Annotated in this window: 11 protein-coding genes; 1 reads left to right on the top strand and 10 read right to left on the bottom strand. The window is 41.2% G+C overall.

Annotated features, from left to right (window positions below; translation table 11 throughout):
- Positions 1–64: 64 nt before the first annotated feature.
- From IGJ17_RS02580 to IGJ17_RS02570, 3 genes are all read right to left on the bottom strand, one after another.
- The gene (locus IGJ17_RS02580; RefSeq protein ID WP_429961061.1) at positions 65–607 is read right to left on the bottom strand and encodes a DUF3267 domain-containing protein; all 543 of its coding nucleotides are present in this window, start codon (positions 605–607) and stop codon (positions 65–67) included.
- Between the two features lie 58 nt (positions 608–665).
- A complete protein-coding gene (locus tag IGJ17_RS02575; RefSeq protein ID WP_139960413.1) occupies positions 666–983 on the bottom strand; it encodes a hypothetical protein in 318 nt (105 codons plus the stop codon).
- A gap of 459 nt (positions 984–1,442) precedes the next feature.
- A complete protein-coding gene (locus tag IGJ17_RS02570) occupies positions 1,443–2,567 on the bottom strand; it encodes a GGDEF domain-containing protein (RefSeq protein WP_258185860.1) in 1,125 nt (374 codons plus the stop codon).
- A gap of 136 nt (positions 2,568–2,703) precedes the next feature.
- Here IGJ17_RS02570 and IGJ17_RS02565 point away from each other — a divergent pair, with 136 nt between their 5' ends.
- Positions 2,704–3,447 carry an EAL domain-containing protein gene (locus IGJ17_RS02565; RefSeq protein WP_005232094.1) on the top strand — a complete coding sequence of 248 codons (744 nt, stop codon included), beginning with the start codon at positions 2,704–2,706 and terminating at the stop codon, positions 3,445–3,447.
- A gap of 372 nt (positions 3,448–3,819) precedes the next feature.
- Here the strand turns inward: IGJ17_RS02565 and IGJ17_RS02560 are convergent, their stop codons facing one another.
- The 7 genes from IGJ17_RS02560 to IGJ17_RS02530 all read right to left on the bottom strand — a co-directional run bounded on the left by IGJ17_RS02560 (position 3,820) and on the right by IGJ17_RS02530 (position 12,798).
- Positions 3,820–4,167, bottom strand: a complete 348-nt coding sequence (locus IGJ17_RS02560) for a DUF7006 family protein (protein WP_016611346.1) — start codon at positions 4,165–4,167, stop codon at positions 3,820–3,822.
- Positions 4,168–4,291: 124 nt separating this feature from the next.
- Positions 4,292–4,687, bottom strand: coding sequence for a hypothetical protein (locus tag IGJ17_RS02555; RefSeq protein WP_429946594.1), 396 nt, complete (start codon positions 4,685–4,687; stop codon positions 4,292–4,294).
- 173 nt (positions 4,688–4,860) lie between these two features.
- A complete protein-coding gene (locus IGJ17_RS02550) occupies positions 4,861–5,190 on the bottom strand; it encodes an LPXTG cell wall anchor domain-containing protein (protein ID WP_139960410.1) in 330 nt (109 codons plus the stop codon).
- Between the two features lie 34 nt (positions 5,191–5,224).
- Positions 5,225–5,788, bottom strand: a complete 564-nt coding sequence (locus tag IGJ17_RS02545; RefSeq protein WP_086332078.1) for a hypothetical protein — start codon at positions 5,786–5,788, stop codon at positions 5,225–5,227.
- Between the two features lie 25 nt (positions 5,789–5,813).
- A complete protein-coding gene (locus tag IGJ17_RS02540) occupies positions 5,814–6,332 on the bottom strand; it encodes a hypothetical protein (RefSeq protein ID WP_139960408.1) in 519 nt (172 codons plus the stop codon).
- A gap of 39 nt (positions 6,333–6,371) precedes the next feature.
- Complete coding sequence (locus tag IGJ17_RS02535) at positions 6,372–10,949, bottom strand: hypothetical protein (RefSeq protein WP_429961060.1); 4,578 nt, start codon at positions 10,947–10,949, stop codon at positions 6,372–6,374.
- A 373-nt stretch (positions 10,950–11,322) separates the two neighbouring features.
- Complete coding sequence (locus IGJ17_RS02530; RefSeq protein WP_016620737.1) at positions 11,323–12,798, bottom strand: helix-turn-helix domain-containing protein; 1,476 nt, start codon at positions 12,796–12,798, stop codon at positions 11,323–11,325.
- Positions 12,799–12,857: the final 59 nt, after the last annotated feature.

Below are 12,857 nucleotides of genomic sequence, written 5' to 3'. Positions count from 1 at the left end.
AAGAGATTTTCTAACATACATTTTCTTGCTCTTTGATTTTGCCAAGATCAATTGAAAAAATAAACTACTCTCCTTGATAAATATTCAACCCCACTTCAGTATCTTCTACACAACTGTTCGCTGGTGCTTTAACAATCAGAAAAAGAAAGTAAAAGTCTCCCACACAAGAAGCGGCATGTGCGGTAGCAATCAAGGTAAAAAGAGATGCCGTCAACCAGCCAAATAAATATATTAGAAAGAGGCCCACAGAAATGCCAATGAATGGCGCCAATAAAATGATGGCAAATTTCCCTTTTGAATAAAAGGAATGGGGACTCGTGGCATATGCTACCCCATTTTTGAACCCAAACTTTACCTTCCCTTTAGGGTCAAAAAGCTTGAAGAAGGCACCATGGATCAATTCATGAATAATGATGAGAATAAAATACGCAACCATTAAGAGCAAAAGATCGAAAATAAACGAAGTTTCAGCATTTGACCCATGACCACCTAAGACAAAGAGTGTAAAGAACACATAGAAAAAAATAAAACTAGGGATCGCCGCGAGATTCAATCTCTTTATTGTTTTTTTATCATCCATTAAATTGATTTGTTTGAGTAATTTCATCGCTGTTCTCCTTTTCTTTTCGACATTCTTCTTAGTACATGATTTCTATGAATTCCCTTTACCCAACCAACAAGAGTAGCAAACATAAAACCAGTGCCGTTAAAACGAAGAGGAAATTGATCGTTTCTGGCGCACCTTCGATCCTTCTCTTTAATGGCGGAGGACGAAAACTTGGATTCATGCTTTTCGCTTGGTAGTCCACGCTGCTTGATAAAAAGCTGTCGGAAGGGATCATAAACACCAAAAGAACGCCATAAATAATGGATGCAGGAATCAGGAGTGAGCATTTGGCTAAGTAGCCAATCAGTAGACTCACGATCAAAGGAATAGCTACGTATAAAGCACTTTGGTACAGTGTTCGCCGAATTGGTTTCATAGGGAAGTCTCCTTAGTCAGTCTTCGTTACACACAGGAAAAAAATAATTTTATTTACTTATCAAATAAATATACCATTGCTTTCTAAGGGTGTAAACACGCAGAAAACCAATTCGATGCTGCCAAGTGCGGCTACCCAATGCTTGGTGCAAAAAAAGAAGTGGTTTCTTCCCATTTCTTAAAAAGCACTCTACTTGCCTTTCTATCCTCGCTTAACCTCTAAAGTTAATCGCCAAACCGTTTGGTAAACCGTTATACTTGCCAAATTGCTTCCCCTCTTCCTTTTGAAAAACCTACGACGCTGGACAAAGAAGCCTGCGAACATTGTCTCTTTATTAAAACTTCTTCTGAAAAGCATTCGTCTAAAAAAATCATACGGCCTTGTCTCTCCTTTTGGCTTCCTACAACACCTATCCACTTGAGAAAAGACTGCTGAACCTTCTTTAGAAACGAAAACGTCTCAAGAAAATATAATCGTGCGGTTTCTGCCCTTCCTTTTGGCTTCGTACAATGCTTGATCCGCTTGATAAAAGATTTCTGAAATGTCTAACGTAGGACCTGCTTCTGAAATCCCTGCTGAAAAGTAAAGGGTCAGTTGTGTTCCCTCTAGTTTCAACTGTTCATTGCTTAAGAACAAATGAAATTCTTCAATAATTTTTTTCACTGACACGGAAGTATTCTCTTTAAATAGGACTAAAAATTCTTCGCCACCATACCGATAGACTTCGACTAAATGGGAAGGACTTTTTTGATAGAGAAATGTCGTCAGTTTATCCGAAAAGAAGGTTAAGGCTTGATTGCCGATTTGATGTCCATGGTGATCATTGATCTGCTTAAAATGATCTAAATCCATCATCACCACGACCAGCTGATCCTTCTCGTTTATCACCAATTTTGAAATATCTTCGTTCAAACTACGGAAATTTTTTACCTTCGTCAACTCATCATAATTGCGCTCAATGATCTTCGTATTGATTTTTTCGAGAAAGTTTTTTTGATTCTGCAGATAATACTTCCATAAATAAACGATTGCCACTGATCCAATCCCTAAAGTGACAGCATCCCAAAGACCAACTTCACGGCGGTGAAAAAGCAATGCATTGACCATCGGCGAGACAACCGTAACCACAATCGAAAATAGATAAAAGACAGTATGATTTGTCTGTCCGTAAAATCTTTTCTTTAATAAGCAAGTAATGATTAAAATGATGTAATTTAATCCGATAATAAAGAGCATGGCTCCCCATTCGAATTTATTGATCAATGCAAAAAAAGTTAGCAAGATGACGGGGACCAGCCCAATCAGATATATTTTTTCTTTGAGGATACCAAAATAATAAATAAAGATTGGAATCGTATATTCATACGCAACATAACCGATACTGTTCAAAGAAAATGATATAATAAAGTAGACTTGCGAAATGAACAGAACGACACCGATAAGAATTTTAAATGACAAGCGTAAATTCAATTCTTTGAAGTTCTTGATAAACAGATCATACGAAATGAGCAAGCTTACAACTAAAACAGAATAGATCGCAGCATAAATCAGATGGACAAACACACTATTCCTTCTTTCTTTCATAGATTTTTCTTTAAAATCCTTCGCCCATGATTTTGAAAGGCTCGATTCTTTAACAATGCAGGTAAAGAACTCGATCTTCCTTTCCTGCACTTCATGAAACCAAAAATAAAACTACCCCAGAAAGGAGCAGAAACCAATGTCTGAGAAAATAGAACAAGAACTCTTATCGATATTTCCTCAATTATATTTTGATGCCCAGCCTATCTTTCAAATGAAAGCAGATAGTCAGAAAGTGATTGGCTACGAATTATTATTGAGAAGTACCGAAAGAAATAGGTTTCCCCTTTCCTTCTTCCAGCAAGTGATCAAATACAAAAAGCTACACACTCGCTTACTGCAATGGTACCGAAATGAAATTTTCAGCTTACTTCACCCGAATGAAGAAACAAAAATCAGTCTTAATATCCACCCGCAACAACTCAGCTACCCAGAAACCTTTCTGATGTTAGCTGACTTAGCACCCTACCATGATCGTATTTTGATTGAGATCACCGAAGACGATACGGAACCTTCTATCGCCTGTGATCCCAAGTCTTTTCTTATGAACAAAATCAACCAAATAAAAAAGATGCGCTTTTCTGTCGCATTGGATGATGTAGGGACAGGCATTCATTCACTGACAAATATTGCACCGATGCTGGATAAAATCGATGTGATCAAATTTTCGCCTATCTCGTTGCGAGTGCTGTCCCAAAAGGAGATTTTCTTTTTGATCGACTTCTGGCGAAATATCGCCAGCAATCGTAAAATCCAATTTATTGTCGAAGGGGTCGAAACCTCGGATATCCATGAGTACTTGCTTGAAGAAGAGATTTTTCTTCAACAAGGGTTTTATTTGGACAAACCTTCCCCAGCTAATCAATTAAAGCGAAAAAAATAGCCATCGCGTCGTTTATTTTTCTCACTATACGCGATTAAAAATAAACGAATATTAAAAAAATGAACAGATGCCCTTCAAATATAACACAAATAATTTTATTTGCAGAATTTTTGCTGATTCGGCATCGTTTTAACGGTGATTTTACATGAGAGGGAGTAGAAACCAAAGCAAAGACCTTTTTTAGATAAATGAATAGACAAAAAGCATTCAAGAAACCAATTCCTGAATGCTTTTGTCTATTCATCCTTTTTTTCGATACAAACCTTCTATTTCAATCGCTCACCTTTACTAATTGCAGAAACATTAAAAATACTCATCACTTCTTACCAAATCGTTTTGCTAGAAGTGATTCCGACTATTCCCCTCCTTGATTTATCTCACGTTGAAAACCAGAGAATGCTTCGTTTCCATTCCTAGATTGTAACCGCACAATTCTTTCAGATAAAAGCGATAATCTTTTTCGACGATTCGAATGATCTCGTCATCGGAAAAATCGTCAAATCGCATCATTTCTGTGACTAAAACCAGTTTGGCATCGATTCCCAGAATATCTGGGGTGATCGCCCAAAATGTTTCTGGAGAAATCCCTGCTACCAATTGATCAAGTAACGTTAATTGCTTTTCTACATAAGAGGCTAAGGCACCATTTTCACGATTGGAATCCGTAAATTTCTTTTGAAATCCATCAAGATATTCTATCTTTGAAGTAAATACAGTCAAGCTTCTTTGCTCCTTTCTTTGAGGGGAACAAGCCCCGTTATTTTCTTCCTAAAGCTCAGCTTGTTCTTCTAGTTATTCATTCACTAATTTTTCTAGTTGCTGAAAAAGCACCCAGGCAAAGGTGTCAATGCAAAATATCCAGCAATTCTCTAACCAGTTGCTTGTAATGCTCTTTTTGATCCTTTACTCCATTTTCTGCCTTGATTGAAAGACTTTGCTCAATGGCTTCTTGAGGAATCAGCAGATGGGTGTTTAAGCTTGAGATAAAGGAGACACTTTCTTCCAATAATTGATACTCTTTTTGCAGGTTGCTGGGTAACTTATATTTACGTAAAAGAAATAAATAGCGAGTACTGGCTTTTATTTCTTCTATACGATCGTTTTCTAGCAAGTAACGCATGGTATCGAGTTGTTTTCCTTGGTGATACGGGCAAGTATCTGCACTCAGCAGATGATAGTAGTAACCAATATATTCACTATTTATGATGGTTCTTTCAAACGCTTCTTTCTTGATTTTCATCTTCTGTATCCTTTCAAAGCTATCACTGACCTCACTTATACAGCGTTTGTGGTATCACTAAGGACTGCTTACCTTCTTGATTCATTTTTTATCCGCTCTACTCTTTCATTAAAAAAGAGAAACTGTAAGTTTTCCTCACAGTTTCTCCTTTACGCTTCTAGCGATGACGATAATTAAGGAGCGACGCTTTCACCGTGCTTCTTTTTTCTTGTTGCTGCAATGACAAACAGTACTAAGAGTGCATACCCCAGAATGATCAAACTGCTTGTGTTTGAAGAACCTGTTTGTGGTAATTTCCCTTGTCCGATTTGAGAAGCATCTGCGACAATCGTTTTTTTATTGTCATCGTCTGCTTCTTCCTCTTTCTTCGCTGTTTCACCGATTCGACCAGTCACAGAGACTTGCCCTGTTGTCGCCTCTGCGACAATGGTTTCCGATAGATCCCAGACATTCAGAGTCAGTAACACAGCGACGAAAAAAATGATTCGTTTTCTTTTTTTCATACGATAGATCCCTTCTTTACTGGGATTTCAGTTTTTAGTCTTCTTCTACATCCGGCGCAAAACTCAAGACCAATTTGAAGCTTGGGTTTGATTCTTTGGATGCATCGGTCGGTGTTGCTTCACCAGTGAACGCAAATGTTCCTTCATTCGTTCCTTGGTTGCCTTCAAGGGTAAACAATTCTGTTTCTGCTACGGTTGGTGTGCCGTTTTCAAACAACTTAATCCCGTTTACGTTTAACAAGTCTACTTCAGACATATTCAATGGTGTTTCAACACCTGCAACAGAAGCGATCACACCAACTGCTGAGTTATTTGTCACTGTGTAGGCAGGTGAAACGATTTCTTTGTGGCTTGACGCTTCAGTCGTATAGAACAAAGCAGTCGTTGGAATCGTCACATTGATCCATTGGTTCAAATCATCGGGATTTGGTCCAGGTGTTGTATTATCGAATTCACCGATGATCCCGTTTACCTGGACATCTCCTGACGTATCGCCTTCACGTCCATCAATAGTTTGTGTCGCAAAAGCGGTGGTGCCGCTTGCAATTACTCCTGCGATCGTTGCTGTACTTAGAATAGCTGCTACAAATTTTTTCATTTTTATTTCCTCACTTTTCCTTTTTTTAATTCTTAACGATAATCGTTAATTCAGCTTCAGTGACCCCTTGTTTTTCTTTGCTTTCAGGGTCGTAAATATTGATGGTGGCTTTGGCAGGATACTCGCCTTTTGCCAATGGTGTCGCCAAGGCGACATTTTCAACAAATTGATTTGGATAGATCGCACCGGAAGAATAGATGACTTCCCCGCTCGACAGTAAAGAGATATCCACGGCGATTGGGTACACATTGGTGCCCGGATTGACGATCTCGATGGATCCCGTGCTTTGACCATCTTCAAAAATGGCTTCTGGATTGATTTGCAGGGTGAAATAATTCGCATCTGCAATTTCCTGCGCCCGTTCAGATAATCGCTGATCGGTGGCATCGCCAGATTCTGGCAACAGGTCTGCACTGATCAACGGAACCGCTTCTTTTGATTGATAGAAATAGTACCCGAGTCCACCGGCAAGTACGGCCAATAGCAACAACCACCAGAGCCATTTCCGTCGATCCTTTGTTTCGGTTTGATTTGCTTGCTCCAATGGATTCACCTCCTTCACATTTGGTACGATCTTTTTTCCTTAGTCTCGTGGGACAAATCGCAAGACGATGCGATAATTCGGTACAAGCAAGTCTTCATAATATCCGCCTTGATCGGCTTCTGAATCAACGACCCACTGGGGATAGTCCCCATAGAAATCCCCTGTTAAGGAAATCGGCACGCGGCTTCTTTCTGCTAAGCGAACCAAGTGTTGTTCTTCCATCGCTTCATAGAGTTGGATCTGGGTTTCTTCCGTTTTTAGGTTCAGTCGCAACAGCGGGGTTGAGATGTCGTCATAGGTCAGGGTTGGGTCGTCCTCTTCGCTTTCACTTTCGGCATAGTCGAGAGGATCTTCTCCCTCTTCTAACAAGACGATTCCGGCGCTATCATCGATCGCCAATTGATTGATATAGGTATCCACAGCAAGTGGCGATTGATTGCGGATCTCATACCCTTGGCTTTCAAAATTACGATTCGATTCCGCCGTATTGTACAAGGATTCAAAGACCATTTTGGTCGGGATTGTCACCCGCATATGCTCAAGTTTCGATGTCACATCGATACCGACGGTCAGCTGGTACGCTTTATTCCCCACCTCAAGAACAGCGAAGTAGCTGCCGTCTTCGTCCACTTCTCGTGTAAGATCCGTTTCTACGATGCGAAAGTCATCCGTCATATCCGCTTCCGTCAAGACGTTTGCGGCTTGTGCTCGGCTTTCTTGAAGGATCAAAGCATCTAATTCTTCTTGCGTGCTTAATTCATTAATTTTATAGCGATCTAAGGTGATATTGTATGCTTCAAAATTCACACCTTTAATCACGGTTTGACGAGCGGTCACATCGACATAGGTCTCAATCGAAGGTTTCGATAAGAAAATCGACACTTCTGTCTCTGTTTCCAATCGCTCATTTTCTCTTAAGGGAATGCGGAAATAGCGATACAGCTGATTTTCATCCCGATAGTCGCCCCATTCGATTCGTTCAGAGTTTTTGTCTAATTCAACGAGTTCTCCGTCAGTATTGGTATAGGAGATCACTGTGATATCGGTATCCTCATACATGGAACCAGTGATTTCAGTCGACTGATCACTCAATGCGTCGATTCGGGCAACCAGACCTTCTGGTTCTGAAAAACGAATTTTATTGTAATTATTTTTCGCAATCACTTGATAAATATCTGTTTGTCTTTCCAGACTTTCCAAAGAACCATCTAATTGTTCGCCACTCAGTAATCTTGAACGAGCTTCTGCACTACCGGTCCCCCCATAGGGAAAGGGATTTCCCCCGTTACGATTAATACGCATCGTTCCATAAATATTGATAAACTCTTCGGTTGGCGTTTCCAAAGCAGCATTCTCCCATACTGAGAATTTTTGGTTATTTACATTGATTTTAAGACCATTTGCAACCGTATTTCGTTCCGATCGTATCAATCGCTGTAATTGTGCATTTGCTTGACCTGTTCTTGTCGTAGGATGACTAATTTCAAATAGCGCAACATTTTTTACATTTAATTGTGCATTTGCCGTTCTGAAGTAAAGAACTTGTAATTTATTTCGAATGGTTTCTAACGTAACGGTTGAGTCCTCATCGGCAATAAAGGTATTTCGTACATTAACAAGCGGACGATTGGTAAACTCTGCTGTTGTCCCCATCCCATTCCGATTATCTGTAAGGAAAAATTCCGCTCGTTTACCGACCGTAATGTTTGCGAAAGAATTTGAATGATTGCTTGAGCCGTTCCCACCGCCTTGCGTATTCAATCCTCTGGCAACCCCATTAAATACTGCTTCGTCTTCAAGAATTAAATTCGATGTCGTGGTTACCCTAAATATTCCTCCCGATTGGTTGACATCCATTTGCGCACCTTTTCCTATTCGGACAAAGGAATTCGCATTTCCAAGTTGGATAAAGCGTGAATCATATGTTGTGCGATCCCTTTTAGAAGTCATTTTAGCGTTATCAAGTAACTCAACCCGTTGAGCTACTCTTATTCGTGCGTAATTATGTCCGACTGCTGAATTTTGAATATTACTAGTCGTTGGCTCCGTCATATGAACTTCAGCTTTTTGCGCAAGAATAACAGAGCGAACAGAGGTGTTTCCTGTCATTCCCCTAGCTGCATTTATTCTAGTATATGAATTTTCTCCAAATACTAAGTCACTCGTACTAACACCTTGAATAAATCGACCACCAGTATCAACTTCAACTTTACTTGCTTCTTCCATCGTAAATTTCGAATTCGCCAAGGTTAAACGAAAAACGGCTCGTGCAGCTTGTCGCGTAGTATGATTGACCGTTACTTCCGCTTCACGACCTAGTTTGATTTCTTCTCTAAACCGGAAAAAATCAACATTTGCATTGCTTCGTCCAGAAACGGTGATTTCAGAGTGATCGCCCACATGCAACCGGCGAATGGTTGAAGAAGCAGCAGATGAGGTACCGCCAGTAAACCCTTGTGCGGTTTGTAAGTTGATCGTATTTGCTTCACCAATATAGATATCTGTTGTGCTGCGACCAGTCACCAATGGTCCTACTTGATTGAGGCTGATAGTTGCATTTGCTTCTGACAAAAATTGTGAAGCCGTCGACGTTGAACCCAGTGCAATGAAAGGATCGGCTGCTGATGATGTGCGAGAATAATTGATTGCTGCTTTTTCTCCTAGGAAGAAACGCCGTTGCACGGAAAAAGCATTGGCTGCTGCACTCGTTGAATGCTCAGCAACATTGATTTCAGCCCCTTCAAGCAGCTCGAATTGATCGACCAGCGTTCCAGCGGTAAAGCCATTCCCTAATACGCCCGTTAGTTTTGAGTATTTTCCTAGAGTTACCTGAGCCAAGCTTGCGTTGACGAACGCCCCACGCTGATTCACAGCTATTTCTGAATAGTCACCAATGGTGATTTTTCCGTTGCTCGATGCTAAACCGATGACGACATTCGATGTACTTGCTGAAGAGGTCGTTCGCGTTCTCGGTACGTCAATTGTTGTATGACTTCCGATTTGAACCGAAGACGTTGCGAAAAAGGTTCGATACGCTTGACCAACAGTGGCATTACTAGGTTCACTGATGGTTATATCCACCTGATCACCAATCGCAATACTGTTGACTGCTACGTTGCCATTAAACCCGTTGCTATGCTGATTGTTCATTTTCACGTGGTCTTGAATCACTATCGTGGTACTAGCCACACCCGTAAACATCGGTCCATGCTGCGATATTCGCGTTTGTGTATTCTCCCCAAAATCGATGGAGGAATTTGCACTTTGGAGCTGGATAAAAGCTCCGGTCGTTGTGCCCGTCCGCGTTCCTTCAATAATGGTAGGTTGGTCTGCGGTACTATTTTCAACGATGAATCGGTGTCCGACATTGATGGCGGGCGTCTCGCTGACCGTCCCGTACTCAGATAGTTTTAACTGACTACCTGCTTGTAATCGTACCTCCCCTAACGTACTGGTAGAGTCCCCAGAAAGCCCCTGTCCCGTGCCAACATCTAGTGTTGCCCCGGTTGCTAGCGTCAACCGACTATCTTGATTGGCATTTGGCAGGGAAACCATTGCGCCAGATTGGCGAATCGTGGTCATACTTCCTTGACCAAAATCAAGGCTTGCTGCGGTACCTGTCATGTGAAAGACAGTGCCAGTATTGCTGTTGGTACTTCGGGTGACAGAAATTTCAGCTTGGCTAGCGACTGCTACTTGATTCATTTCAAAGATTGGTGTGGCATTTGATGAGCGATGATTGACCGTCAATTGCCCTTCGACAAAGAGTCCTTCAGCCGTGAATAACGTTGGAATGGAAGACGTCGCTGTCGTCACCACATTGGTTCCTTTGAAATGAAGATGTGCTTGGTTGTTATTCACCACGCGTCCTGCGGTAGTGGTCAGCTCCAGTTGGGTATCTTCAAAAGTAATCGTTGATGCCCCAGTTGTTTGAGCCAGCCCTTGCGCTGACTGGATGCCTTGTTGCTGCACCCCTTGCCAAGTCAGTTGAACAGGTGCCGCAAACTGCATCAGGTTCTCTGCCGCCGTATGCGAAACGATCACAGGTGTTTCTTGACTACGAAAGGTAACGTTCATCCGTTGGATACCACTGATTGGCCCAGTTAATGCCAAGTTGCTGGCAAAAGTAAGCACTAGAGATTGCTCATTGGCGATTTCTTCGTAACGATACTCCGTGCCCTCTTCATCGGTGAAGGGTTCCCCAAGTAAAATTGCCCGCAATTGCGCCTCACTTGCTACAGTCAATGTGACCTCTGAAGCTTCAGCATCGAACCCTTCGACTTGCTCATTCTCAGCTTCTGTTTCCGCTTCGTCTTCTGAGCTATCTGGCGTTTCTGCTTCGGGCAGTGCTTCATTTTCCTCTGCTTCTTCTTGGCTAGCTGTCGTGGAATCATCCGTGGCTTCCGAAGAAGATTGTTCTTCACTGCTTTCTTCGGTTGTTTCTTGGTCTTCCGATAGATCAGCAGAATTAGTGGTTTCCTCAGTTGAGGAGTGTTGCGTCTCTTCAGAAAGTGACTCTGTTTCTGCATAAGCAACTTGCTGGAACGCCAGCGTCGTGTTGACCGCCGTGCTGCTTAGTAGGAATACTGCAGAAAACAATGTAAGTAGTTTCATCATATCCTCCTTTCTTCAAGTCTTTGGTGCGTCAAGAAGGTTGAAGCTAAGAAACAGCCTCCTCCTTTTCACACAAAGTTGTCTCAATATTCTTCGTTTTTGGGGGAACGACAAAAAAAGACATTTGGACGAATCAAATGTCTGAAGAAAGTTGTTAGATTGGGTTTTTGTAAAATAATATCTACATACGAGTTCCGATTTCTTAAAAACGAAGGTTATTGAGACGAAAAAAACTGTAAGTGTATCACGCGTGGTCCTTACTAAACTAAGAATAGCGTGGTCCTTTAGCAAAAGAAAATCATTATTTTCATAAACACCTGAAATAGATGAATAAATAACCTACCTCTTTCACTGTGTGAAAGGTACGGGAATGGGTTTAAAAAAGCGGTTTTTGATACGGGTTTATTTTCCGTTCAAGATGTTCCCAATCTCGATCATCTGGAAGAGATTTTAATAATAAATAATCTGTTTTGACTTTGTAATCGACGAGATAGCGATTGTAATTGGTCACGATCAAATCAATATGTGATCCATTTAGCGTCTTCTTTGTTAAATATTGCAGCTGCACAAAGGTCAACTCGTGCTTGCTGCCAAACCGCTGGATTGCTCGAGTTTGAATGTGCTGGCACACAAAATGATCTCCTTCTAGGAGAAAATAAATGGTTTTTGCTGGTGCGTAATAATCGAAAATCAACTCGCTATAAATTGTTAAACTGACACAGATGTCTTCTAAGTAAGCACTAGACAAAGAGAGTTTTTTGCTCTGCTCCTTAAGAAATTGTAAGTTCTTTTGATAATTCTCGCTGTTGGAACGCATGATCACTTCTTTGATATCATCCATTTCCTTGTTCAAAACCGGCGCAATCGCATGGTTTATTTTCCTCGATAAAAAGAAAGAACGTAAAAACGTCGCCACCGTAATGGCTTGCTCTTTGGGCACATCATGGTTCTGCAGAAACAATTCGGCCACGTTTGCAATCGCTGTACCTTGATGAAACTGACGGTAAAATTTTTGCTCTCGTTCTTCTTGATCCAAGGTTCGCTTACACAGGGTGACCAAGTAAATCCAAGCAAATTCTTCTTTAGGCAACTGGGTCTGATAGATTTCTTCAATACCTTTTTTCAAGGAATAAAGTTTGGCGAAACTATTCCCTTTATACGCTTGCCTGACCAGTTCTTTGGGCACAGTGATATGATAGCCAAGGCTCGCGCGTTTGATGGCAATATAAAACGTATAGTAAAACGCTGCGGGGGTCGCCCCAGATCCGATTTCATAATAGCCGAACTTGTCATCCAATTGCCCTAAAATCAGGTCATGCAATGCTTGGTCTGGGACCAATGTATAGATCGTTTCGACCCCTTCATAATAAAAATCTTTGAAAAACTTACGTAAGTTGGCTTCGCTTCCTTCAATCGTTAAAGGATTGGAGGTCCATTGTAAGCCATAGCTTTTCAAAATAGGGTTGCGCTGATTGAGTAAGCGCCGAAATGTACTCTCTGAAAAATGGTAATGATGTGCTAGCTCATCCACCTTAGCTAACTTGCCATGAAAGATATTCCCGATAATTTCAAATAAGCATTCATTTTTTAACAAACTTTGTTTTCTTTTTTGATATTCTGTAGGCTTTTTCTCTTCGAAAACAAACCCGCTATTGCCGGAAACAAGAACTATACTGTCCCCAAAATATTCTTTCATGTATTTGATATCATTGGCAATCGTCCGCTGAGTTACTTGATTGCGCTCAGCTAAGTCGCCAATCGTAAACACCCGATCTCGCTCAATCGTACTCAACAGCCGAAACAACCGCGCGGTTGTGCGGTTGCTGATGAAGGCCAATTGCAGCTCTCTCATCCACTCCACTCCTTTTTTCAAGAGATTCTTTTCTATACTATTACATAAATAGACCACTA

This window comes from Enterococcus sp. DIV1096b (assembly GCF_050498765.1).
Taxonomy (GTDB): Bacteria; Bacillota; Bacilli; order Lactobacillales; family Enterococcaceae; genus Enterococcus_D; species Enterococcus_D entomosocium.
This window is presented reverse-complemented; position numbering and strand designations above follow the sequence as displayed.